Annotated in this window: 21 protein-coding genes; 11 read left to right on the top strand and 10 right to left on the bottom strand. The window is 60.0% G+C overall.

Translation table 11 applies throughout. The features are described from left to right. Positions 1 to 23: 23 nt before the first annotated feature. Positions 24 to 851 carry a transporter substrate-binding domain-containing protein gene (locus ACSQ8V_RS26175; RefSeq protein ID WP_436184536.1) on the bottom strand — a complete coding sequence of 276 codons (828 nt, stop codon included), beginning with the start codon at positions 849 to 851 and terminating at the stop codon, positions 24 to 26. Positions 852 to 1,082: 231 nt separating this feature from the next. Between ACSQ8V_RS26175 and ACSQ8V_RS26170 the strand changes: the two genes are divergently transcribed. Genes ACSQ8V_RS26170 through hisC form a run of 4 tightly spaced genes read left to right on the top strand, consistent with a single transcriptional unit; the run spans position 1,083 to position 4,817 of the window. Continuing rightward, positions 1,083 to 1,289 (top strand): hypothetical protein, encoded by a 207-nt coding sequence (locus tag ACSQ8V_RS26170; RefSeq protein WP_436207627.1) that lies wholly within the window; start codon positions 1,083 to 1,085, stop codon positions 1,287 to 1,289. Next, positions 1,286 to 2,263, top strand: coding sequence for an isopenicillin N synthase family dioxygenase (locus tag ACSQ8V_RS26165; protein ID WP_436207626.1), 978 nt, complete (start codon positions 1,286 to 1,288; stop codon positions 2,261 to 2,263). The genes ACSQ8V_RS26170 and ACSQ8V_RS26165 overlap by 4 nt, the downstream gene beginning before the upstream one ends. Then, on the top strand, positions 2,260 to 3,666 hold the full coding sequence (locus ACSQ8V_RS26160; RefSeq protein ID WP_436207625.1) for an FAD-binding oxidoreductase: 1,407 nt from the start codon (positions 2,260 to 2,262) through the stop codon (positions 3,664 to 3,666). Before ACSQ8V_RS26165 ends, ACSQ8V_RS26160 begins: the two co-directional genes overlap by 4 nt. Before the next feature lie 26 nt (positions 3,667 to 3,692). After that, entirely contained in the window at positions 3,693 to 4,817 is a 1,125-nt protein-coding gene (gene hisC, locus ACSQ8V_RS26155; RefSeq protein ID WP_436207624.1) for a histidinol-phosphate transaminase, read from the top strand. 50 nt (positions 4,818 to 4,867) lie between these two features. On the opposite strand, the gene ACSQ8V_RS26150 is transcribed toward hisC, so the two are convergent. Together ACSQ8V_RS26150 and ACSQ8V_RS26145 are read right to left on the bottom strand one after the other, a co-directional pair. Further along, positions 4,868 to 6,409: an amino acid permease gene (locus ACSQ8V_RS26150; RefSeq protein ID WP_436184532.1), complete on the bottom strand. Its 1,542-nt coding sequence runs from the start codon at positions 6,407 to 6,409 to the stop codon at positions 4,868 to 4,870. A gap of 55 nt (positions 6,410 to 6,464) precedes the next feature. Continuing rightward, entirely contained in the window at positions 6,465 to 7,250 is a 786-nt protein-coding gene (locus ACSQ8V_RS26145; protein ID WP_436184531.1) for an SDR family NAD(P)-dependent oxidoreductase, read from the bottom strand. Positions 7,251 to 7,537: 287 nt separating this feature from the next. On the opposite strand from ACSQ8V_RS26145, the gene ACSQ8V_RS26140 reads away from it, so the two are divergent. Further along, positions 7,538 to 8,533, top strand: coding sequence for a helix-turn-helix domain-containing protein (locus ACSQ8V_RS26140; RefSeq protein WP_436207623.1), 996 nt, complete (start codon positions 7,538 to 7,540; stop codon positions 8,531 to 8,533). A gap of 1,167 nt (positions 8,534 to 9,700) precedes the next feature. Here ACSQ8V_RS26140 and ACSQ8V_RS26135 read toward each other — a convergent pair. The 4 genes from ACSQ8V_RS26135 to ACSQ8V_RS26120 form a co-directional block, all read right to left on the bottom strand. Next, the gene (locus tag ACSQ8V_RS26135; RefSeq protein ID WP_436184529.1) at positions 9,701 to 10,372 is read right to left on the bottom strand and encodes an RraA family protein; all 672 of its coding nucleotides are present in this window, start codon (positions 10,370 to 10,372) and stop codon (positions 9,701 to 9,703) included. Between the two features lie 11 nt (positions 10,373 to 10,383). After that, positions 10,384 to 11,406 (bottom strand): amidohydrolase family protein, encoded by a 1,023-nt coding sequence (locus tag ACSQ8V_RS26130; RefSeq protein WP_213765679.1) that lies wholly within the window; start codon positions 11,404 to 11,406, stop codon positions 10,384 to 10,386. 21 nt (positions 11,407 to 11,427) lie between these two features. After that, entirely contained in the window at positions 11,428 to 12,756 is a 1,329-nt protein-coding gene (locus ACSQ8V_RS26125) for an MFS transporter (protein ID WP_436207622.1), read from the bottom strand. 548 nt (positions 12,757 to 13,304) lie between these two features. Then, positions 13,305 to 14,219, bottom strand: coding sequence for a LysR family transcriptional regulator (locus tag ACSQ8V_RS26120; protein ID WP_436207621.1), 915 nt, complete (start codon positions 14,217 to 14,219; stop codon positions 13,305 to 13,307). A gap of 358 nt (positions 14,220 to 14,577) precedes the next feature. Here ACSQ8V_RS26120 and iaaH point away from each other — a divergent pair, with 358 nt between their 5' ends. The 6 genes from iaaH (at position 14,578) to ACSQ8V_RS26090 (ending at position 20,617) form a co-directional block, all read left to right on the top strand. Next, entirely contained in the window at positions 14,578 to 16,029 is a 1,452-nt protein-coding gene (gene iaaH / locus ACSQ8V_RS26115; RefSeq protein ID WP_436207620.1) for an indoleacetamide hydrolase, read from the top strand. A 674-nt stretch (positions 16,030 to 16,703) separates the two neighbouring features. Continuing rightward, entirely contained in the window at positions 16,704 to 17,537 is an 834-nt protein-coding gene (locus tag ACSQ8V_RS26110; RefSeq protein ID WP_213765683.1) for a transporter substrate-binding domain-containing protein, read from the top strand. Between the two features lie 60 nt (positions 17,538 to 17,597). Continuing rightward, on the top strand, positions 17,598 to 18,323 hold the full coding sequence (locus ACSQ8V_RS26105; protein ID WP_436207619.1) for an amino acid ABC transporter permease: 726 nt from the start codon (positions 17,598 to 17,600) through the stop codon (positions 18,321 to 18,323). Between the two features lie 2 nt (positions 18,324 to 18,325). Beyond that, the gene (locus ACSQ8V_RS26100) at positions 18,326 to 18,976 is read left to right on the top strand and encodes an amino acid ABC transporter permease (RefSeq protein ID WP_436207618.1); all 651 of its coding nucleotides are present in this window, start codon (positions 18,326 to 18,328) and stop codon (positions 18,974 to 18,976) included. Then, positions 18,973 to 19,749, top strand: a complete 777-nt coding sequence (locus ACSQ8V_RS26095; protein WP_436207617.1) for an amino acid ABC transporter ATP-binding protein — start codon at positions 18,973 to 18,975, stop codon at positions 19,747 to 19,749. Before ACSQ8V_RS26100 ends, ACSQ8V_RS26095 begins: the two co-directional genes overlap by 4 nt. Positions 19,750 to 19,837: 88 nt before the next feature. After that, entirely contained in the window at positions 19,838 to 20,617 is a 780-nt protein-coding gene (locus tag ACSQ8V_RS26090; protein ID WP_436207616.1) for an IclR family transcriptional regulator, read from the top strand. A gap of 48 nt (positions 20,618 to 20,665) precedes the next feature. On the opposite strand, the gene ACSQ8V_RS26085 is transcribed toward ACSQ8V_RS26090, so the two are convergent. Genes ACSQ8V_RS26085 through ACSQ8V_RS26075 form a run of 3 tightly spaced genes read right to left on the bottom strand, consistent with a single transcriptional unit; the run spans position 20,666 to position 23,288 of the window. Then, the gene (locus ACSQ8V_RS26085) at positions 20,666 to 21,607 is read right to left on the bottom strand and encodes an ornithine cyclodeaminase family protein (RefSeq protein WP_436207615.1); all 942 of its coding nucleotides are present in this window, start codon (positions 21,605 to 21,607) and stop codon (positions 20,666 to 20,668) included. Next, positions 21,604 to 22,560, bottom strand: coding sequence for a threonine/serine dehydratase (locus ACSQ8V_RS26080; protein WP_436207614.1), 957 nt, complete (start codon positions 22,558 to 22,560; stop codon positions 21,604 to 21,606). The genes ACSQ8V_RS26085 and ACSQ8V_RS26080 overlap by 4 nt, the downstream gene beginning before the upstream one ends. Then, complete coding sequence (locus ACSQ8V_RS26075) at positions 22,560 to 23,288, bottom strand: helix-turn-helix transcriptional regulator (RefSeq protein ID WP_436207613.1); 729 nt, start codon at positions 23,286 to 23,288, stop codon at positions 22,560 to 22,562. Before ACSQ8V_RS26075 ends, ACSQ8V_RS26080 begins: the two co-directional genes overlap by 1 nt. Between the last annotated feature and the right edge of the window lie 17 nt (positions 23,289 to 23,305).

The following is a 23,305-nucleotide window of genomic DNA, read 5'->3' as shown; positions in this document are numbered from 1 at the left end:
CAATGGATTGCTGATTCAGCAATTCAATAATTAGGCGAAGGCATGGTGGTGGGCGTGTCCATGACTACGCCGAACCACTTCTTCTGCAAAGCAGCAAGACGGCCATCACCGTGCATCTTGACGATCGCCTGATTGATCGCGTCGAGAAGCGGCTTGCTGTCCGCGTCCTTGCGGCCGAGATAAGCGAAATACACCTTCGTGCCGAACGGCGGCTGCACGACCGCGAAGGTGTCCGGACGCTGACGCGCCACATAAGCGATGTTCGGCAGCGAATTACCCACGGCGACAATCCGGCCGGCGGCGAGGTCCGCATAGGCCTGGTTGTTGTCGATGTATTCACGCACGCTCGTCTTGCCCGGCAGCGTGGCAACGTACTGCTTCAACTGATCGAGCTGCGCCGAACCCTTGCCGCCGCCGACTGCCTTGCCGGCGACGTCGGCGTTTGTCTTGATGCTGGTGTCGTTCGCGCGTTTGAGCAACGCAACCGTGCCGTCGGCAATCGGCAGGGTGAACTCATAACGCTCCATGCGCGCCTTGGTGATCGTCACCGGGCCGCTGACAATATCGAACTTGCCGGCTTCGAGGCCCGGCAGCACGCTTGGCCACGGCAGGTCGATGGAGCGTACTTTCACACCCAGTTCCTTCGACAACTCGGCGAAGAAGTCCTTATTAAAGCCTTGTTGCTGACCGTTTTCCAGGAAGTCGAATGGTGCGAACTGCATTTCGGTTCCGACCACCAGTTCGCCGGCCTTCTTGACCTTCGCCAACTGGTCTTCCGCGTGCGCCGAAACCGCTGTCGCGACCAGTGCGGCCACGAGCAGACGACCCTTCCACTTCGAGAAAAAATTCATTGTTGAACTCCCCTGGTTAAAAGTACACCCGGCTTGGGCAAAGGTGCGAACCGGTGCGCCGGTCTGCATGTGGTGCGAGTCAGTATATACCGTCAATTCGCATTGCCAAGCGCGTCAAAAATACTTCTCGCCGCACCATTTCAAGGCTGACGGACTTCGCGAAAACGCCGGGTTGCATTTGGCTAATTGGCGGTATATACAGACACTTGATCTGGTTTCCCGCAGGCACTCATGGCTTACCCGCAGACGCTTGCGGCCAAGTCGGGGCAGCGCGGCGCCGGTCACGACGGGTCGCGCGCAGACATTGCATGGTGGCGCGCGGCAGCACGGTTTTTGAGTTGGCGGCGCATCTTGCGCTGGTTTGACGTGATGCCCGTCGCAACGTGCGGAGGCCTGCACGGTATAGACGGCGATGAAACTTCGGAGCAACCTGGATGACCTCGACTTCTCACATCCCCGTCGTCGATCTGGCGGCCGTTCGTGCATTGGATCCCGCCGGCTTGCGCGATGCCGCCGCCGCGATCCGCGACGCATGCAGGAGCATCGGTTTCTTCTACGTCAGCAATCACGGCGTGCCGACCGATGTGCTCGAAGGCGCGGTGAAAGCGGCACGCGAATTCTTTGCGTATCCACCGGAAGTGAAGCGGCGCGCCGCGGTGAATCATCGGCATCGCGGCTTTAATGCGCTTGGCGACGCCGTCATGTATCAGGCCACCAAACCTGACTACAAGGAGTTTTTCAGCATCGGCCTGGAGTTGCCGGAAGACGATCCGAGCGTGCTTGCCGGTGAAGCGCTGCGCGGCCCGAACAATTGGCCTGACTTCATGCCTTCGCTGCAACCGGAACTTTATGCGTACTACGAAGCGATCGGTGCGTGCGGCGCGGATTTGTTGCGCGCGGTCGCGGTGAGCCTGGATATCGACGAAATGTTTTTCGTGAGTAAATACACGAAGCGCATGCAGCGCACGCAGATGGTCTATTACCCGCCGCAAGCGCCCAAGTCGGACGCGGATCAGTTCGGTGTGGCGCCGCATACGGACTACGGCTGCATCACGTTGTTGTGGCAGGACAACGTGGGCGGCTTGCAGGTGAAGGAGCTTGCAACCGATAGCTGGATTGACGCGCCGCCCATTCCGGGAACACTGGTGGTGAACGTCGGCGACCTGCTTGCGCGCTGGTCGAACGATCGCTTTCGTTCGACGCTGCATCGCGTAATCAATCGCTCCGGGCAGGAGCGATATTCGATCGCGACCTTCTACGATCCGACTTATGGCGCAAGCGTGGACCCGCGCGATCTTGGTCTTGAAGGCGTGCAGCCGCTGTATGAACCGGTGGCTGCGGGCGATTACATCCTGGGGCGGATCAACGATTCCATGGGTTATAGAAAGAAGCAGAAAGAAGCGCGCGAATGACTGAGCAAACCATGAAAGCAATAGTACAAACGCTGATTGATGCACTTGGCGCCGGGTCCGTGCGGTTCGGCGATGCCATCGAACCACGCTATCTCGGCGACTGGAGTGGCCGCTCGCCAGTGCCGCCGCTAGCGGTCGTGCTGCCGCGTTCGACGGACGAAGTCGCCACCGTGCTGCGCCTGTGCAACGAAGCGCGTCAGAGCGTTGTGCCGCAGGGCGGCATGACTGGACTGGCGGGCGGCGCCATTCCTTCCGGCGGCGATATCTGCCTGTCTCTCGAACGGCTGGTGGGCATCGAAGAGGTTGATCGTGCGGCGGCGACCATGACGGTGCTTGCCGGTACCACCTTGCAAACCGTGCAGGACGCTGCGCAGGAAGCGGGGTTTGAATTTGCGCTGGACCTTGGTGCGCGCGGCTCGTGTCAGATCGGTGGCAACCTCGCTACGAACGCGGGCGGCGTGCGCGTGCTGCAGTCCGGCACGGCCCGCGACCAGGTGCTCGGACTTGAAGCCGTGCTGGCCGACGGCAGCGTACTCAGTTCCATGAACAAGATGGTCAAGAACAATACGGGCTATGACCTGCGCAACCTGTTCATCGGTTCGGAGGGAACGCTCGGAGTGATCACGCGTGCAGTATTACGTTTGAAACCACGCCGCGCCGCGCGCAATACGGCGCTGTGCGCACTGAAGGATTACGACGGCGCGGTCGCGTTGCTGAGATCACTGCAAGCCACCTTCGGCGATGAAATCGGTGCGTTCGAAATCATGTGGCCGGAGTTCTATGACTTTGGTGTTGCGCTGACACGCTCCCGGCAATCGCCGCTTGGTCAGGCGTACCCGCTTTACGCATTGATCGAACAGGCCGGGTTCTCCGACGATCATGGCGAGCGGTTCGCCGCGGCACTCAACGCACAGCTCGAAGCGGGCGTGGTGATGGATGCGGTTGTCGCACAGTCGCAGGCGGAGACTCAGGCGTTGTGGGCGATTCGCGAGGCGACGGCCGAGTTGCCGGTGCAGATCGAGCCGATCAATTTCGATGTGAGCCTGCCCATAGGCGAGATCGGTCATTTCGTCGATGCCTGCCGCAAGGACTTTACTGCGCGCTGGCCGACGCATTACGGTTTGTATTTCGGTCACATCGGCGACTCGAACCTGCATGTCACGCTCGATGCCCGTTCGATTCCCGGTGTGACGGTGGAAGAGGTCGACCACGCACTGTACGGCATGGTTCGCGACTATAGCGGGTCCATATCGGCGGAACACGGCATTGGTGTGCTCAAGCGGCCGTTCCTGGGCTACTCGCGCAGTCCCGCCGAACTTGCTTGCATGCAGGCGATCAAGCATGCCCTTGATCCGCACGGCATTCTCAATCCCGGCAAGGTGCTGCCTGCCGCGGGCGATTAAGACGCTCGAAACGAACAAGGAACTCAATGAGCGTGACCGCTTTTATAGAAAACCTGCGTGCTGAAGTGCGCGGCCTGCCTGCTTACAACGCGGGGTTGTCGGCGGAATTCGTGCGGGCGCGTTATGGCGTCTCGCATGTCGCCAAGCTCGGCAGCAATGAAAATCCACGTGGCGCGAGCGCGGCTGTGCTTGCGCATCTTGCCGAGTTCACTACGGTCGGCACGCTCGCGCTTTATCCCGATCCTTCGTGCAGCGCGTTGCGTGCGCTGATTGCCGAGCGGCTCGCGGTCGATCCGGAGCAGTTGTTGTTCGGCAACGGCTCCGAGGATTTGCTCGCCATTGCAGCCCACACGTTCCTCGCGCCCGGTGACGAAGTGATCACCGTGATCCCGTCGTTTGGCTTGCACATCATCTATCCGCAGAGCGTTGGGGCGAAGGTGGTCACAGTACCGATGCGGTCGGACTTCGAATTCGATGTCGATGCGCTGATCGCTGCCATTTCGCCGCGTACGCGCATGTTGATTATTAGTAATCCTAGTAATCCGGTCGGCTGCGCGATGGATACTGCTGAAATGCGTCGGTTATTGAGCGCGGCGTCGCCGGAGACGCTGGTGCTGTGGGACGAGGCTTATTTCGAATACGCCTCCGACGAAGACGGTTACCCGGACAGTCTTGCTGTGTTGCGTGACTCAGGTTTGCCTTGGCTGTTGCTGCGCACCTTTTCGAAGGCTTATGGACTGGCGGGGTTGCGGGTGGGATACGGGGTGGCGTCAGCGCCTGAACTCGCCGGACTGATGAACCGCGTGCGTACGCCATTCAATATCAACCAGATTGCACAGCAGGCGGCAGCCGTGGCGTTTGGCGATCAGGCGCATGTTGCGGCCAGTGTTGCTGATGCCCGCGCCGGTCGTGACTGGATGTGCGCTGCGTTGGTCGGGCTGGGTGTAAATCCGGCACGTTCACGCGCGAATTTCCTGTTCTTTGATTGTGGTGAAGATGCCGCCGAGCTTGCTGGAAAGATGCTGGAAGATGGGGTGATTGTGAAGCCCTGGCGCGAACCGGGTTATGAAAACTGCATGCGAGTCAGCGTTGGGAACGCTGCGGATAACGCCTTGTTTATCAGGTCGTTCGACAGGCGTCGGACGGTGTGATGGCTTCGCGCCGGTGGAACGTTAATCCGTTCACCGGCGCGAGCGAAAACTTACTCCACGTTCTCTTCCAGCTGCGCTTCAAGCCCGACAATCTTCTCCCGCCGTTCCTTTGACAGATTGCCTACTGGCGGCCCGGCAAAACTCTTGCGCACACCTGCGCCGTACCAGATCAGCATCAGCACCGCGAGCAAGCCGACAATCACATAAATCACTTTTTCATTCGGCGGTTGTATGCCCACGTAAGCAAGAATCAACGCACCGATAACCGCCGCAACAGCAAACGGCTTCGACCACATTCCCAGCTGGAAGGGGCCTTTCTCGGTCCACGTCTTGCCTTCGGCAAAGATCCCTGCCGCGACCGGCATGGCGTACGAGATGAACAGAAACACCGCGCTGCCTGCGCTCAATACCGAGAAGGCATCGCCGTATAAAGTGATGACAATGGCGAGCACTGCCGACACCCAGATCGCAGTACCCGGCGTGCGGTGCGCATTGACCTTGCGCAGGAACTTCGACCCGGGCAGGCCACCGTCACGTGCGAACGCAAACATCATTCGCGACGTCGATGTCACCGCGGCCAGTCCGCACACGTAGTTGATAAAAAACAGCAGCAACTCGATCACGATCCGCAGCGGTCCTGGAATCGGCGCGAGGATCGCTTCAAAGAATCCGGTGCCCTGCTTGATCGCCGCGCCAATGTCCGGCATCACGAGCACGAACGAGCAGACCAGCACATACCCGAACAAAGTTGACCACAGAACCGACTTGACGATCCCACGCGGCACGTTGCGCGCGGCATCGTGAGTTTCCTCGGACGTGTGCGCGGACGCATCGAAACCAGTGATCGTATAGGCGGTCAGCAGCAGCCCCGAGAGGAAGGCCATTGCCATGGTTTGCGCGGGCCATTGTCCGCCATCCACGCCGGTGAAATTCTTGAAGGTCACGAGCCGCGAAAAGTCCACCTTGACCGGTGAATAGATCACCAACGACGCGACCAGGATCACTGTGACGACAAAGATCAGGTAGCCCGACACATCGGTGATCTTGCTGGCGATCCGGATCCCACGGTGATTCAGGAAAGCCTGCGACGCGGTGATCAACGTCAGAAATATGGTCTGATGCCACCAGCCGAGTGACTCGGGCTTGACGCCGAACATCGGTGCGATGAGGGTGCGAAAGAACGGGTCCCACGTACCGAAGTTAATGGCGGCAACCACGAACACTAGGCCCAGCAAATTGAACCAGGCGGTGAGCCAGCCCCAGGTCTTGCCGCCCAGGATTGAGCTCCAGTGATACAGGCCGCCGGCCGTCGGATAAGACGAGGCGATCTGCGCCATCGCGGCCGCAACCACCAGCGCGAAAACGGAGCCGAGCGGCCAGCCCAGTCCGATCGAGGCACCGCCGGCCGCGCTAAGTCCAAGCTGGAACGAGGTGATCCCGCCAGACAGGATGCAGATAAGCGAGAACGATACGGCGAAGTTCGAGAACGCACCCATGCGGCGGGAGAGTTCCTGCGCATACCCCATTTTGTGCAGCAATGAAACGTCGCTATCCGCGCTCGCGGGCGGCGGAACTGCCGTATTGATGTCCATGATGGTCGATCCTTATGGCTGAGGCTGCTGGGTAGACGTGGATGAAGCCGCTAACTCACGCGGCGGTAAAGCAGTTATCGACGTAGAGATGCGCTCCGTTGATGAAACTGGCGTCGTCGCTGGCGAGAAAGAGCGCCGCCTTGGCGACTTCCTCGGGCGCACAAAGACGGCCCTGCTGAAGCGAGAGCGCCGCTTCGCTTGCATCGAAACCGTATTGCGCGAGCGCGGCGATTTCACGCTGCCCGTGCGGGGTATCGATGAACCCAGGGCACACCGCATTGCAACGAATTCCACGCTCGCGATACTCCACGGCAATCGCCCGCGCGAACATCGCGCACGCGCCCTTGGTCGTGCAATAGAGCACTTCGAGCGGCGTGGCCGCTGTCGACGAGATCGACGCCGTGCAGACAATCGAGCCGCCGCCCGCCTCAAGCATATGCGGCAGTACGGCGCGGGTCATCGTGAACATGCTCTTGACGTTGACGTCCATGAGCCACTGGTAGTCTTCGTCGGTGGTATCGAGGAACGGTTTGACGACGATGCTGCCCGCGTGATTGAACAGCACATCGATCGTGCCGAAGCGCTCGGCGATCCGCGCTACGGCGGTTTCTACCTGATCGGTCTTCGCGACATCCGCCTTGAAGAACTCCGCCACGCCGCCGTTCTCGCGAATTTGCGCCACGACCTGCGTGCCGGCGTCCGCGTTGATATCGACGACCGCGACCTGCGCGCCCTCCTTGGCGAACAGCACGGAGGCCGCGCCGCCGCAGCCGGTGGCCCCGCCCGACACGATCGCGATCTTGCCCGCGAGTTTTCCGCCAACAGACTCGGATTTGCCCATTCCTGACCTCTCGTTGTTTATCCTTTATTTAGGCTAGGCTCGACACAATTTACGCACTATCCGAAATTGGCAATGGAGCGGGATAGACCGCGAAAAAACTGCGAACGGCATCGTGCCGAGACTCAAAGGCGCTCCGGGCAGGGTTTTCAGCGATGGGCGCGCGTACGCGCGGCGCTTACCGTGGCGCTCGGCGTGGGGCAGAATGGTCAGAATGACCGGCAAGGAATTTTGGTGGTTTTTTGGTCGTTTACACTTTTTTGACGCGTACCGTCCGCCAAGGAGATTTTATGCAAGCGGTCCAACCGGTGCGTCCGGCCGTCGATATCCATTGCTGCCGGAGCATTGACGAGCAGGCGCGGCTGCTCGAAAGCTGGAACCAGACCTACTGCCAGATCTCGCGGGGCGCTTTCGACGGCTCGGTCAGTTCCGTGCATGCGGGCGCGGTGCGTATTCTCGTCGAACGGATGAACCGGACGGTGTACCAGCGCGGTTGCGTGGATGTTTCCCGGATCGCCGTGGGCATTCCGTTCCAGCTCGAAGGCCACGCGTTGCTGTGCGGTCAGGTGAGTCATCTTGACGGGCTGCATGTTTTCTCCGGGCCTGGAGGATTCGAGTTTTTATCGCCCGACAAACATGTGGTCGTGAATCTGGAGATAGCGCCGCTGGAGCTCTCTGACCCGCTGCTTCGGCTTGCCATGGACAACGTCCAACAAGCGCTTGGCAATCAACCGGGGGTGCTCAATGCCGATCCTGTCCGGTTGCAGGCGTTCAGGAGCACGCTGGCGGGTCTGCTGGACACGGTCACGTCCTCACCGTCGTCACTCGCCGACGCGAGCGTGTGCGCGAGTTTTGAACGGTCGGTGATTGTGGGGCTATCTGATTTGCTGCTCGATGTTGGCGAGGTCGACATGCGTACGGGACCGTTGCGCAACTGGAAGCTGGTTGGCGCCGTGCGCGAACTGGTGGAGGCATCGGCGGATTGCCCGCTGTCGGTTGCTGACCTGTGTTTGCGGCTGGGTGTCAGCCGGCGCACGGTTCAGTATGCATTCGATGAAATTCTTGGTACCAATCCGGCGTCGTATCTGCGTGCCATCAGGCTTGATCGTGTTCGGAAGGACTTGCTGCGTGCCGGGTCGGTCACTGACGCGGCAACTCGTTGGGGCTTCTGGCACTTCGGCCATTTCTCGAATGATTATCGTGAGCAGTTTGGTGAGTTGCCGTCGGAGACGTTGCGGAGGTTGCGGGGAGGGGTGGGGCGGGGCGATGTTGGGGGGCGGGGTTGATGTTGGGGTTGGTCGGTTCTGGGGCTAGTGGTCGGGGGTTGATGCTGGGTTGGTCGGTTCCGGGGTTAGCGGTCGGGGTCAGTGCCGGGTTGCTGCTTTCAGTGTTAGTGGTCTGCGTGAGTCGGATATTCTCTTTATCACTATTAGCCACTGTGCGTGGCGGCACGTCATTTCTTTGTCCAAAGCGACAAAGAAACGAAGCAAAGAAAACGCTTTCAACCACGCTACCCTAAGTGTCCACAGCGTGCAGTTTTCATTCATGGGTGCCCCAAAAGCACGGTGCTCGCCAGAGCCACGGATGTGTGAACCCCTCCTTCTCCGAACACCGATACCCACACGCTTCGCCACCAGTGATTGAACCTGCCCAAGGGGCACCCCGCGCTATCCGCGGACGACTAACCTCCAAATGTGTACGCGTCTCGAACCACGCCGCCAACCTACCAAGTAATAAAGCCCCAAAGTATGTAAGGCCGTAACCGACGAAAATAACGGTGTAGGCCGCGTAGCCAACTCATCAAAGATTGAGGCAGTAAATACGCGTCACGTCGAGCTGCTGTGGATCAAGCTGTGACCACGAAAAAAGCGAGCCGACCAAGCAGCCACCCCAAAAAACGCGTAAGGCCGTGCGGGTTCCTTAGCAATGGTGCTTGCCCGAGAGCGTACGGGGCGAAGCGTGTTCGTGTCAGGATTCGCGAGAAGGAGGGGTTCACACATCGGTGGTTCTGGCGAGCACCGTGCTTTTGGGGCACCTATGAATGAAAACTGCACGCTGTGGACACTTAGGGTAGCGTGGTTGAAAGCGTTTTCTTTGCTTCGTTTCTTTGTCGCTTTGGACAAAGAAATGACGTGCCGCCACGCACAGTGGCTAATAGTGATAAAGAGAAAATCCGACTCACGCACACCACTAACACTGAAAGCAGCAACCCGGCACTGACTCCGACCGCTAACACTGAAAGCAGCAACCCGGCACTGACCCCGACCACTAACACTGAAAGCAGCAACCCGGCACTGACCCCGACCACTAACACTGAAAGCAGCAACCTGGCACTGACCCCGACCACTAACACTGAAAGCAGCAACCCGGCATTGACCCCTGACCACTAACGCCGAAAGCACCAACCCGGCATTGACCCCTGACCACTAACCCCAGAACCGACCACCCCGACACTAGCCCCCCATCATCTTCGTCTCCTGCGGACCGATCCACTCGCGATCGAAATGACCCTCGGCAATGGAACGTAACGCAGCCGCTTCCTTGTTCGCCTGCCGCTTCGCCCCTTCGATGACCGCCGCCACGTCCCCGGGCGCTATCGCAAGGACACCGTCTTCATCGCCTACGATGATGTCGCCGGGCTGCACCACCATGCCGCCGACAGTGACCGTCACATTGACCTCGCCAGGACCGTTCTTATAAGGGCCACGATGTGTCGCAGCACGCGCATAGACCGGGAAGTCGTGTTGGCGAATGGCGCCCACATCGCGGATTGCGCCGTCGATTACCAGACCCTGCACGCCGAGGCTTTCGGCATAGGTCGCCATGATTTCGCCCATCAGCGCTTGCGTAATATCCCCGCCGCCGTCGATCACCAGCACGTCGCCGGGCCGGCAAAAATCGAATGCGCGATGAATGGCGAGGTTGTCGCCGGGACGGGTGCGCACGGTCACCGCCGTCCCGGCCATGGGCCTGGCACGGTGATACGGCACGAGCCCGACCGTCCCGCTGACACGTGCCATGTTGTCACTGAGTAGCGAGACAGCAAGGCCGCGCAGTGTCTCCAGTATCTCGGGGCTGGCTTGCGTGGCCGACTCGTTACGGCGCCATCCGGGTGGATTGGTCACGATCATCTCCTTTAGGAAAACTGATGATTAAGCTGGTTTGACAAACGCCCGTACACAGCTCGCGCGTTGTCTTCATAGATGCGCTGGCGATCGGCCGGCGTGAGCCACGGGATCGCGTCAATATAACGGCGGGTATCGTCGTAGTAGTGGCCGGTCTCGGGGTCGATGCCTTGAACCGCGCCGATCGTCTCCGACGCAAACAGGATGTTCTCGACGGGAATCACTTTCGCCAGCAGGTCGGTGCCGGGCTGGTGGTACACGCAGGTATCGAAGAATACGTTCTTGAGCAGGTAATCCTTGAGCAGCGGACGCTTCATGTCCTGAGCGAGCCCGCGATAACGCCCCCAGTGATAAGGCACGGCACCGCCGCCGTGGGGAATGATGAAGCGCAAGGCCGGAAAATCGGCGAACAGGTCCGCCGTGAGCAATTGCATGAACGCCGACGTGTCGCCGTTGATGTAATGCGCGCCGGTCGCATGGAAGTTGGGGTTGCACGACGACGACACGTGGATCATGGCAGGCACGTCGAGTTCCACCATTGTTTCGTAGAGCGGATACCACGAGCGATCCGTGAGCGGCGGTCCGGTCCAGTAACCGCCGGACGGGTCCGGGTTGAGATTGCAGCCTATAAAACCAAGCTGCTCGACACAGCGGCGCAACTCGGGAATGCAGTTCTCGGGCGATACCCCGGGCGCTTGCGGCAACTGGCAGACACCCACGAAGTTGCGCGGAAACATCTGGCAAACGCGATGAATCAGGTCATTGCTTTCCTGCGACCAGTGCGCGTTGGCATCGGAGCCGGCCAGGTGATGACCCATGCCGGCCGCCCGTGGCGAAAAGATTGTCAGATCCGTGCCGCGCTCCCGTTGAATGCGCAACTGCCCTGATTCAATGCTGTCGCGAATCTGTTCATCCGTGATGACGGGACGCGGCGGGGGGGATGTACCGTCTTTGAGCGCTGCTATCTGGGCGGCGCGCCAGGCTTCATGTTCGCGTGGGGAGGTCGTATAGTGACCGTGACAGTCGATGATCATTGCGGGTTTCCAGATCAAGGTTCAGTGAAGGTGTCCGGCGCGGGAGTCGCCTGCCGGCAGTGCGTCGGTCTCGTCTTCTGCAGGCGTGACCCGCATGACCAGCGCAATGATGGTTGCCACCACCAGGAAGGCCGCGATCGTCAGGAGCGCCAGCTTGAAGTTGCCCGTGGCACTGCGGACGAGCCCGATGCTCCAGGGGCCGACAAGCCCGCCGAACTGAGCGACGGTGTTGATGAGCGCAATCGTCGCGGCGCCGGCAGCGCCGGTCCTGAACGAAGAGGCGAGGCTCCAGAACAGCGGGTTGCCGGCGTAGATGAATAGCCCGGTTACGCACAGGAGCGCATAGGCAATCACCGGATTCGGTGCATAGGCACTGCCCGCAATAGCGAGCGCGCTCATTCCGTATACGAACGCGAGATGCTTCTTCCGGTCGCCGGTCCGGTCGGAACTGCGGCTGATCAGCAGCGTGCCGAGGACACCGAGAAGCGGCGGGGCGGCGGACAAGAAACCCACCTCGAGGTTGCTCAGGTTGCCGAGGCTCTTGACGATCTGCGGTAACCACAGGAACAGGCCATAAACACCCACGAGCGCGCAGCCGAACAAACACGCGAGGCTCCACACGCGGATGTCGCTGGCTACGCGCAACATCGAAAAATGCTTGTCTGCGCCCAGGGCCTCGCGTTCTTTCGTCAGCGTGGACTCGAGCCACTGCTTTTGCGCGTCGCTCAGCCACGCGGCATCAGCAGGGCGCTCGGTCATCAGGCGCAGCGTCAGGAGACCAAGGAGCATGGCAGGGACACCTTCCATGATGAACATCCATTGCCATCCCCGCAGACCGAGCGGTCCATTCGCATAGGTCATGAGCGCCGTCGAAATCGGGCCGCCGAGCACCGCAGAGAACGAGCCGGCGATGATGTATCCCCCCACCGCACGCGCGCGGTAACGCTGCGGGAACCACTTCGTCAGGTAGACGGCCACGCCGGGAAGAAACCCGGCCTCCATGACGCCCAGCAGGAAACGCAGTACATAGAAGCTGTACTCGTTGGACACGAAGGCGGTCGCGGCGGCAACCGCACCCCACGTCAGCAGGATGCGGGCGATCCAGCGCCGGGCGCCAACGCGATGGAGCAGCAGGTTGCTGGGCACTTCGAGAAGCATGTAGCCGAAGAAGAAAATGCTTCCGGCGAAGCCGAACACGGCTGGGCTGAAGCCGAGTTGCTTGTTCATGTCGAGTGCGGCAAAGCCGATGTTTATCCGGTCAAGATAGTTGAAGAACATCATGGCGAAGAGCAACGGCATGAGGCGGCCGTAGACTCGCCGCATGGTTGCGCTTTCGATCGGATCGGTCATCAATGTCTCCTGCTGTAGAGCGCTCGTCGGATCGGGCGTCGTTGTGGTTTGCTTTTGCTACGGTGATTCCGCGCTGATCCGAGTGTCCGATCAGCGGCCAGTGCTTACGTGTTCGCCTAGCCGTGAATCCCTTTCAGGCGGCAGCCTATGCAACGGGCACAAACACCCCAACGCCGATTGAACGGCGACGGCATTACTCGACGATCGCTGAGCATTGCTAACGGCCTCGGCCGATGCCGACTAAAGAGCGACAGGACCTTATAAGTAAAAAGTAAAGGAGCGAGAAAGCGAGGTCCCGGCAGAGAACCGGACATCGGTGGTAGACGGCGCTATCCGAAAACCATTATTCCAACGCCGGACGATCTGGCACGATGCGCGTACTTACGGTTGAATTACATAGCGATGGCGGCTGCCAACAAATGGCGGACATCAACGCAAGCACGTCCGGGATGACCGTGTTCGTGCGAACCCACGATTCGACAAGTCATGGTACGAACCGCCGTGCCGCACGTCCAAGACCGTGTTTTTATCCTTTTATAATAATTTTCTTATAGTTCCGGCAGATCTTGCGGCAAGTCTTTCCCCACCGGCGACAAACAGGTAAGAAACGCTTGCAGATGAGGTGAGCTGTTGTCGCTACGAAAGCTCGCCGCAAGCGTCGTGGTCTGCGACGCCAGCGGCCCGGTCAGGCGCCGGTACACGACATCCGAGCGTCCATGCCGCGCGACCGATTCACCCACGAATGTCACACCGAGTCCCGCCGCCACCAGCGCAATAGCCGTCTGGATCTCGTAAGCCTGGTGCGCGATGTGTGGCGTAATGCCGGCATTGCGATAAAGCGATTCGACAAAGCGCGAGAACTGCGCATTCGGGTGCTTTGGATAAAGCACGAGGGGCGTGTTGGCAAGCTGCGTGATCCGTACTTTCTTTTCTCCCGCAAGCGGATGGTCCGGCGGGAGCACGGCCATCAGGCGTTCGCGCAGCAGCGGCAACGTAGTACATCCCGCTATGGGCGGAACCTGCCGGCCGATGCCGATGTGAATGCGCGTCTCATGCAGCGCATCGGCTTGTTCTTCAGTGAGCATTTCGAAGAGCTTCAGTTCGACCTTGGGGTAATCCCGATGAAACGACTTCAGTGCGGGCGGCAACACGCTGTACATCGCCGAGCGGGTGAAGCCGATGCCGAGCCAGCCACGCATGCCCAGGCCGATCTCGCGGGTACCAAGCGCGGCCTGATCGAAGGAAGCGAGGATCTGGCGCGCCTCGATACACAGATAACTGCCGGCCTCCGTGAGCCGCAGCGGCCGGCTGCCACGGTCCACCAACTGCGTCCCCATACGTGCCTCAAGCGCGCGGATCTGCTGGCTTAGCGCCGGCTGCGCGACATGCAGCCGCTCCGCCGCGCGGCTGAAGTTGAGTTCTTCCGCGAGGACGACAAACGCCTGCAAGTGTCGGAGGTTCATTGTTGTGTGATTGAAAGAGCGCTGATCGCGAATGCCACGCGCGATGAAAGCAGTATCAGGCGTCACGGACCGGCAGAGGTTATCAAAACCTCGCGGTTTCATCCGGTTTCGCGTCGACGCACCGAACGGCGCAAAGCAAAAAATAGGCGCTTGAGTTATTGACCACGCGCTCATAAGCTCGTGCATGAAGAGGACCGGCTGACCGCGGCCGTCGATGTTGCCCTGCGTGCGTTGATCGGAGTTTCTTGCTGGCTTATTGACTATAAAGTCACGAATGCCGGTCTCGTTTCAGGGCCTCCAAGAAAAATTATTGCACGCGTAAAGGCGTCTTGACGCCATACTCCAGGAGACTGAAAGCATGTCATGGACGGTCGATGAACAACTCGCGCTCACGGCGACTCAAGCCGTCAGCGCGATCCAGTCGGGGCGCCTCAAGGCCACCGACTACGTCGCCACCTTGCTGGCTCGCGCGGCGGCAGTGTCCACGCTCAATGCGCTGACCGCGCTCAATACGGAGGGCGCACTGGAAGCGGCACACCGTATCGATGCCCTTTCCGCCGATGAGAAACGCCGGCTTCCTCTCGCTGGTCTGCCCGTCGTGGTGAAGGACAACATCAACACGGCGGGCATGCAGACGTCGGCGGCCACGCCGGCGCTGGAAAATTTCATCCCGTCGACCCATGCGCCCTCCGTGCAAAAACTGCTCGACGCCGGTGCGATCCTGCTCGGCAAGGCCAATATGCACGAACTGGCGCTCGGCATCACCAGCACGAATCTGAGCACCCACGCAGGACCCGTTCGGAATCCTTATAACCCCAGGATGATTCCCGGCGGCTCGTCCGGTGGCACAGCGGCGGCGGTGGCCGCGCGTATCGTGCCGGCGGGGCTCGGCACGGATACGGGCGGTTCGACCCGCATTCCGGCCGCGTTGACCGGTATCGCGGGCTTCCGTCCTTCGGTAGGCAACGGCGGCGATCAGCGTCGTTATCACGATACAAACGCGGTTGTGCCGATCAGCCACACACGCGATACCGTTGGCCCGATGGCACGCACCGTCGCCGATATCGCGCTGCTGGATGGCGTCGTGGCCGGCGACGGTCCGCTTCCTGGCGTGGCGCTGGGAGACTTGCGCATCGGCCTTCCTGCATGCTGCTGGGCCGGACTGGATCACGGGCTGGAAATCATCGCACGCGGTGCCCTCGACCGGCTGAAAGCGGCGGGCGTGACACTCGTTCATATCGACATGCCGGATCTGTTCGTGTTGAGTGAGCAGATCAGCTTTGCCGTGGCATTGCACGAACCGCTTGAGGACCTTCCCGCGTGGCTCATGGCCAATAATGCGCCGGTCAAGACCGTCGCTGAAGTGGCCGCGCGAATTGCCAGCCCCGACGTACGCGCCGCGTATGAAGCCATTCTCGCCGATACGTTCGGCCCGCAATATGACGTGGCTATGAGTACATTGCGGCCGCAACTTCAACACCTGTATGCAACAACGTTCTCCACGCACACGCTTGATGCGCTGCTGTTTCCGACCACGCTTCTGCCGGCTGTGCCGATCGATACTTTGAACGGATCTTCGCAAGTGTCGATCAACGGCGGTGAGCCGATGGATGAAATGGCTGCATTCCTGCGCAACACTGATCCGGCCAGCGTCGCGGGAATTCCGGGCTTGTCGCTGCCGGCCGGGATGACGCACGAAGGTTTGCCCGTAGGCATTGAGCTCGATGGGCCCACCGGTAGCGATCGTCGTTTGCTTGCAATTGGCGTGGCGTTCGAGCAGGTGCTGGGTTCGCTGCCTGCGCCGATGTAGCAGGCGTATCGACAACGCCGGTTAGATGCCAATGTCGATAGACCAGCCCATTCCGACCTGGCCGTGAGCCGCGCCATCAGCCCGAGCCGATCCGCAATTAAAAAAGGTAGAAGTGCCAAGCATATTGGCTGGGATGCAGTCTTCCTGTACCGGCACCCGCCGAGATAAAACGGACCTTCTTGAGGACACCGCCGGCCATCGCATCGGGGACGTAACGCCTGCATCCGTCGATCACACGCGTGATTATTGTGTTGCGGCCTTTAACTGCGGCCAACCGAAACGCTGAGCATCGCCTAGATCGCGCCACTCAAGTTCCGCGCACATACCGCGCTGCGAATTATCCGCACCGCTCGCGCCAGTAAGCAAAATGCAAGACGGAATCCAGATGCTCAAAACCGCTGCTTCGGATCAGCGGCATTCCCCATTGCCACGTGTTTTTTTCTGTGAAAGACTTCGGTCATCTGCTGTGCCGGACATGATTCCGGTATATCAGACAACCGGTTTAACCCGTTCTATCCGGCCTGGCCGCGCTTTCACGCGGGGCAGGGCCGTACACAACCTCGTTTTACGCAGGCCCATGCGCTGGCATGGTGAGGGCGTTGAATCCAGGATCTTCTCTGGGCGCCGCCGTCTGTCCCTGAACTGACATTTTCACTTTCAAGGCTGAGACCCAAATGAGACTTGTCAAAGAAAGCGCACGTATCGCCTGTTTATTTGCGGTGGCTGGTCTGTTGACGCTGGCCGGTTGCACGAAGGTTGCCACCCCAACTCAGGATGATGCGGCAGAGTCCACGCTGAAGGCGGTCTTGCAGCGCGGCACGCTGCGCGTCGGCGACTGCCTGAGCTTTGCGCCCTTCGGTTTTTATAACAAGGATGGTGCGCCCGACGGCTACGACGTCGACCTCGCGAAAGAGCTGGCCAAGCAAATGGGCGTGAAGCTGGAAGTGGTCAATACGACGAGCGCCAACCGTATTCCAAACTTGCAAACCAGCAAGGTCGACGTGGTCTTCTGCAATTTCACGCGCAATCTGGAGCGGGCCAAGGAGATCGGCTTCACCAATCCCTACGTTGTGGCCAGCGAGGCGCTGCTCGTCAAGAAGAGCAGCGGCATCAAGTCGATCAATGACATGTCCAACCGCACGATCGCCACCGTCAAGGGATCGACGAACGGCGACGAAGTACGGGCGCTGAACATGCAGGTGAAGATCCAGGAATTCGACAGTTCGCAAGCAGCTATTCTCGCGGTCAAGCAAGGCCAGGCCGACGCGATGATCGAAGACAACAACTTCCTTGCGTATCAGGCTTCGCTCGACCCCGAGTTGACCGTGACCGACGAAGCGCTGGTTCCGCTTGAATACAACGCATTCGGTGTGAAGGCGGGCGATCAGGTCTGGCTCGATTACCTGAACCTGTTCCTGTTCCAGGTCAACGCGTCGAAACTGAACGCCCAGCTCTACAAGAAGTGGTTCGGCGCCGATCCGCGTTTCCCGCTGAATCCGCAGTACTGATGCCGCAGTACTGAAGCGCTAACGCCGCATGCATCGCGCAAGGCAGAAGATGGAGGAGCAATGAGCTATCAATGGGTGACCCTGTCGGGCTATCTGAACGATTTTGTCCGGGCGGCGTGGCTGACGCTTCAGGTCACGTTGCTGGCCTTCGTCCTCGCGATGCTGCTCGGCCTGCTGGCCGCGCTGGCCAGCACGTCGCGCGTCACCCTGCTGCGGGCGATATCGAGTTGTTATATCGAGGTGATTCGCAACACGCCGGTGCTGCTGCAGATCTTCATTGTTTTCTTCGGCCTGCCGTCAATGGGCATCACGCTCAATGCGTATTCCGCCGGTGTGATCGCGCTCGGCGTGAACGTGGGTGCGTACCTTGCCGAAGTGTTCAGGGCGGGCATTCAGTCCGTGCCGCGCGGGCAGTTGGAGGCGGCATCCATTCTCGGGCTGGAGCGTTCGCAGATCTTCATTGAGGTGGTCATGCCGCAGGCCGCGCGCGCCGTTTATCCCGCGATCGTCAACAACCTGATCCAGTTGCTGCTCGGGACTTCGCTGCTGTCGGCTATCGCATTGCCGGAACTGACCGGCATGGCGACGGTGATCAACGCGCGTACGTTGCTGTACATCCAGACGTTCACGATTACGCTGATTGCATATCTGGTGCTGAGCAACTTCCTGTCGTGGGTAGCCGGGGTGGTCGGAGCGCGGCTGTTTCACCCGCCGCTCGTGCTGGCAAAACGTGCACGCCGACCATTGCTTTTCAGGCGCCGTGTGAGCGCTGGAACAGGAGAGTGACCGTGACAATCGACCTGTTGATGTCCAGTCTACCCATCCTGCTTCAGGGCCTGCTGACAACGCTCGTTCTTTCTGTAGCGGCCATTGTGGGCGGCACGCTTGTCGGGCTGCTGGCGGCCGTGTTGCGGACCTTCGGGCCTTGGGGTACGCCACGGCTTGCCCGGCTCTACACCGAGCTGTTTCGCGGCACGCCGGTCCTGATCACGCTGATGTTCATCTATTTTGGTGTGTCGTACTTTGGTTATGCCATCGACGTATTCGCAGCTGGCGTGATCGGGCTGAGCGTCTATCAAGGCGCCTATATTGCAGAGGTTTTTCGCTCGGGCATTGAATCGGTTCAGAAGGGGCAATGGGAAGTCTCGCAGATCCTCGGACTGAGCAAGACGCAGGCGTTCTTTTCGGTGATCCTGCCGCAGACCGGAAAGATCGTGCTGCCGCCGTTGATCGGACAGTATCTGTCCCTCATCAAGGACACGTCGATTGTCAGCATGATCGGCATGTCGGAGTTGATGCATCAGGGTCAGGCGATTGTCGACCGGATCGGCAAGCCGGTGGAAATCTATGGTCTGGTTGCCGCGCTGTATTTCATTGTGTGCTTCCCCCTGTCGCGGTGGGTGCGCCGCCATGATCGAAGAAGGAGCCTGTTGTCATGAACACCGCCATCGCGTCCGAACCTATCGTCAAGCCCCTCATCAAGCCCATCATCAACCTGAGCGGCGTCACCAAGTCGTTTGGTGCGACACAGGTGCTCAAGCAAATCAACCTCGAGGTGCGCCAGGGCGAAGTGCTTGTCCTCATTGGCGCTTCCGGTTCGGGCAAGAGCACCGTCCTGCGAATCATGAGCGGTCTTGAAACCGCTGACGCCGGCGAGGTCTGGGTCAACGAAGTACCACTCCACGACGCGCGCCGCGCACGCGAAATTCGTGGTCACGTAGGCATGGTGTTTCAGCAGTTCAATTTGTTCCCGCACAAGAATGCATTGGGAAATGTCTCGCTGGCCTTGATCAAGGCACGCAAGATGAATCCGGCGGACGCCCGCAAGCGTGCAATGGACGCGCTGGACCGCGTAGGTCTCGCCGACCGTGCCGATCACTATCCGAGCCAGTTGTCGGGCGGCCAGCAGCAACGGGTAGCCATTGCACGCGCGCTGGCCGTGGAGCCGGGCATCATGTTCTTCGATGAAGCCACCTCCGCGCTCGATCCGGAACTGGTCGGCGAGGTCACCGAGGTCATGCGAGGCTTGGCACGGGACGGCATGACCATGGTGGTCGTCACGCATGAAATGGGTTTCGCGCGCAAGACGGCGGATCGCGTGGTGTTCATGGACAAGGGCGTGATTGCCGAGCAGGGCGCGCCCGAGCAGATCTTCGTGAATCCGCAGAACGAACGCACGCAGCAGTTCCTGCATCGGGTACTCGACCATTGAGTGCGACCGATCTGCCGCCGTCCACGCGCTAAGCTCGCGTCGGTCGAAGATCGGAAGAGCGAATCATATTGCCGACGGAGTTCGAGTCATGTCTGTACAGGAATCTTCAAGGGCGAGGGGAGTAGACCGGGTCGTCTCCATCCTCAAGCAATTGCACAGCGTGCGACGTCCCATGACCATGCGCGAGCTGATTGAAGCAACCGGTGCGCCGCGTTCCAGCATCTACGAACTCGTGACGATCCTGACCGAGGCAGGCTGGCTGGAAGCAGGTGCGGACGGCAGCGTGTTCTTCGGCCGGGAGATGCACTATTACGGGTCGGACTATGCGGTGCACAATGACCTGATCAGCCGGGCGCACCTGGCTATCCTTGGCCTTGTCCGGAGCCACGACGAGACCGCGCAGCTCTGCATGCTGGAGGGCAACAAGTACACCGTGGTGCTGTCGGAAAACAGCTCGCGCCCGTTCAACATCAGTTCGGATATAGGCGTGAAGGTCCCCATTCCGTGGACTGCTTCTGGTCGCTTGCTACTCGGTCACTTGAGCGCGGATGAGATTCTCGCGCTGATTCCAGAAGAAGACTTCGTGCTCGACAACGGCAAGCGAATCGAAGTGCCGGAATTCCTGGGCGATGTCGAGCGTGCCGCGCAACAAGGGTTTTTCTGCACGGAAGGCCTGTCCCACACGTTTCGATATTGCATGGCGGCGCCCGTGCGAGACAAGAACGGGCAAGCCGTTGCCGCACTGTGTTTCATGACCAGCCGCGACACTGATCAGAACAAGCGAGCGGCCATGCTTGAGGACCTTATACGGTCGGCGAAGACCTTATCGCAGCCGTATTACAGTACGAGTTTCAGCGCGGCGGGTTGATCGCGGCAAGAGGCATGGCCGCGCCGAAATTACAATGCGTCAAAGCGTTCAGGCACCCACGCTAGCCGCAATCTGCACGTCTTGCACCGCAACGCCGGTCAGGTCAGCTACAGTGATCTGGGCAGGGTCGGTATCATCGCGAGCACGCTTGCCCGCGTCCAGCAACGTGCCGAGCTCAAGCAACTGCTTCGCATGAATCAGCCCGGCGCATAACGCCTGCGAGATTTCGCCGTATTTGCTGCACTGATCGATCGAATCCACCACAATCACCCCGGCACGCCCAACGATTGCCGGATCGAGTTCCTGCTTGCCCGCGCTGTCCGCACCGACCGCCGTGATATGCGTACCGTTGCGGATCCAGTCTGAGCGCAGCAGCGGTTCGCGCGATGGTGTTGTGGTCACTATCAGGTTAGCGTTCGCCGCGACGGCTTCAGCGGAGTCCATCGCACGCACGTTGAAGCCCAGTGCCGACATTTCCTCCACGTATTGTTCGCGGTTTTTCGCGCTCGGCCCCCATACGAATACGTCCCGGCAACCGGTCACCGGTTGCAAATATTCAAGCTGCAACCGCGCTTGCTCGCCGCTGCCGATAATGCCAATCCCCTGCACCTCGCGCGGTGCGAGCAATCGTGCGGCGAGCTGTCCGGCGAGCGCGGTACGCACGCAGGTGAGCCAGCCTTCATCCTGCAACAGGGCGACCGGTTCGCCTGTCGTGGCGGAAAAAAGCACGATCAGGCCGTTGTTGCTTGGCAAGCCTTGCCTGGGATTATCGTAGAAGCCGGTAGATACCTTGACCGCGAAAGCTGCTGCACCGTCGACATAAGCGGACTTCACACAACAATCGCCATTGGCAGCATCGAACTGGAAGTTCTGGACCGGCGGCACCTGGACGGTCTTGCGCGAATAAGCGATGAAACCTTCCTCTATCATCCGCACCGCGCGTTCCATATTGAAGCGCGCGATGATCTCGTCTTTCGTCCAGATTTTCACTTAACGGCCTCGATGAATTTATTCAGCATGATGTTGCGTCCGCAAAGCACCACGGCCACCGCCCGGCCCTGATACTGCGCGCTAAGTTTCAGCATGGATGCCAGCGCGACACCGGCGGCGCCTTCCACCATCCAGCGGTCGGTTTGCGCGAGCAGTTTCATGGCAGCCCTGATCTCTTCTTCTGTCACCAGCGCCGTGCCGGTAATGACTTCCCGGCCAATATCGAAGGTCACGGAGCCGGGTTCCACACCGCCCGCGGTTCCGTCTGAAATTGTTTCGCTTTCCTCAACGTCTATTATTTTTCCAGCCTGGAACGAGCTGTACAAGGCGGTCGAATTCGCGGGCCAGCAGCCGATCACGTCGGTTCCTGGAAGCAGCGTCTTGATCGCTGTGCCGATACCGGAAATTAGCCCACCGCCACCGACTGAGGCGAACACCGCGGCCAGATTGGTAGCCTGCTCATGCAGTTCCATGCCGATCGTGCCTTGACCGGCTATGACGTCGAGATCGTTATAAGGCGATACGAACGCCATGCCGCGGACCTTTGCCTGCCGGGCGGCTTCAAGTTCGACGGCCAGCGTTGTGTCGTTCAGCGTCACCACCTCGGTGCCCAGCGCACGAATAGCGTCGAGCTTGATTGCCGCTGCGGATGCGGACGCATAGACCGTGACGGGCACGCCCGCAAGCTTGCCGGCGAGCGCCACGCCCTGACCATGATTGCCGCTCGACACCGTGAGCACGCCGTTGCGGCGGGCATCAGCGTCCAACAGGCGCAGCTTGTTGGACGCGCCGCGAAACTTGAACGAGCCGGTATGCTGCAGATGCTCGCACTTCAGGTAGACGTCGCATCCAGTCACCTTCGACAACATCGGACTGAACGCAAGCGGCGTTACGCTCACTTGCGGTCGAATGGCGCGATGCGCTTCCTCAATGCGTTGAAACAGATCATTCATCACTCGTTGCCCCTCAGTTCCTTCAGATAATTGAACACCGTGGCGCGGCCGATCGACAGCACCTTCGCCACGTAGTTAGCCGCGCTCTTGCCCTTGAACGCGCCTTCCTCATGTAGAGCTTCTATGAGCGCGCGCTTGTGCTCGCGCGTGAGCATGGACAGCGCGAGCTTGCGTTCCTGCAGCCAGTGGTTGAGAAAGATATTGACGCGCTCCTGCCAGTCGTCCTGGAACAGCTTCTCGGGCTGCGGTTGCAGAGGAGTGGTGGAGAGGAGCAGGTCAAGCGCCTGCCTGGCTTGCTCCAGCGCCGCAATATGAAAATTGATGCACATGACGCCAATCGCGTGACCTGCATCGCTGCGCACGACAATACTCACCGAGCGGATCTTGCGGCCGTCCCAGCCCAGTTTTTCATACGGACCGATCACGCTTTCGTCCGGATCGAATTCGATGTCGTCGAGCGAAGATTCGTCGCCCAGTTCGCGTTTGGACTGATTGTTCGCCACGTGCACCACGGTTTGCGTGTTGAGATCGTGTATGACGACTTCCGTATACGGCGGAAACAGCAAGACGATGCCGTCGGCGATTGCGCTATAGCGCGCCAGCAGCTCGGCTGACGGTCGGGGTTCGCTGCGCTTGACCGCCCGCCTGGACGGCGGCTTGGACGACGGATTCACCTCGAGCTCAGCGGCTTTTCCGGAGATGATCTTCAAATTACGTGCTTTAGTCATGATTCAATGTCGATTCG

This window comes from Caballeronia sp. LjRoot31, assembly GCF_964253885.1.
GTDB lineage: Bacteria > Pseudomonadota > Gammaproteobacteria > Burkholderiales > Burkholderiaceae > Caballeronia.
The sequence above is the reverse complement of the archived record's forward strand: the minus strand, read 5'-3'. Positions and strand labels throughout refer to the sequence as shown.